Genomic DNA, 992 nt, shown 5'->3' on the forward strand with positions numbered 1-992 from the left:
CCTTTGTTTTCAGGGCGGTTTCACCAGGCTCTACAACTTTTGTCCTGTACTTAGCAGACATAGAACGGTTAGACTTAGTAATGGGAAAGAAAGGCATGAATCTTGGTTATTCCAAACTAAAGATGGATTCCAACTATGGAAACATAACTGGACTCCATTGGTCAGACACACCCCAATACGCCCCGATGCAACACCCTACGACGGAAACTGGACTTACTGGGCAACCAGAAAAGGACAAGCAATCGACACGCCTAACAGGGTAGCAAAACTACTCAAAAAGCAAAAAGGCAAGTGTAAATGGTGTGGATTGTATGTCGCACCAACAGATATAGTTGAAGTAGACCACATTGTACCTCGAAGCCAAGGCGGAAAGGATGAATACAAAAACCTTCAACTACTACACCGCCACACCCGCGATGATAAAACGGCACTTGACAATGCCAGAGCTGTATCCTTAACAATGGAGCAGTCAGACTAGGAGCCGTATGATGGGAAACTATCAAGTACGGTTTTGAAAGGGAGGGAGAGATGGCGACATCTCTCTCGACCCCTACTCACCTGTGGGATGTATGACGCATCAGGAGAATGGGCTTATCGGGTGGGAATGCCTGCGAAAAGTGGCGTAGGCGGCGGTATTTTAGCCGTGGTACCAGGAAAGTTGGGGATTGGTATATTTTCGCCGCCTTTGGATCCTAAAGGTAATAGCATTCGAGGCGTTAAGGTGTGTGAAGACCTATCACAGGATTTTGGTTTACACCTGTTTAATGTAGCTAAAAGCGATCGCAATTTAGAAGAGTGGATTGCTGGTGGTGATGGTCTACATGACTTCTAACAAGTCTCCACTATCCACAGTGGCAGATGTTAGCCTAACATCCAGGTTAACCTAAGTCTTTTGTCTAAAATTTCTGGCACCAGCAGCTATAGCACAAGACAGAACACTTAGGACGTATAATGGAGAGGACGAGATGACTAAGAAGACCAAAAATGCCAGC

At 45.8% G+C, this 992-nt stretch carries 2 protein-coding genes; both read left to right on the forward strand.

Annotation, left to right across the window (positions count from 1 at the left end):
* Window positions 1–478, forward strand: a 478-nt coding sequence (locus P5683_RS25255; protein WP_315651527.1) for an HNH endonuclease signature motif containing protein, incomplete at its 5' end; no start/stop codon positions are given.
* A gap of 33 nt (window positions 479–511) precedes the next feature.
* Window positions 512–832 (forward strand): glutaminase, encoded by a 321-nt coding sequence (locus P5683_RS25260; protein ID WP_228116494.1) that lies wholly within the window; start codon window positions 512–514, stop codon window positions 830–832.
* Window positions 833–992 lie beyond the last annotated feature (160 nt).

The organism is Limnospira sp. PMC 1279.21, from assembly GCF_032349615.1.
GTDB lineage: Bacteria > Cyanobacteriota > Cyanobacteriia > Cyanobacteriales > Microcoleaceae > Limnospira > Limnospira fusiformis.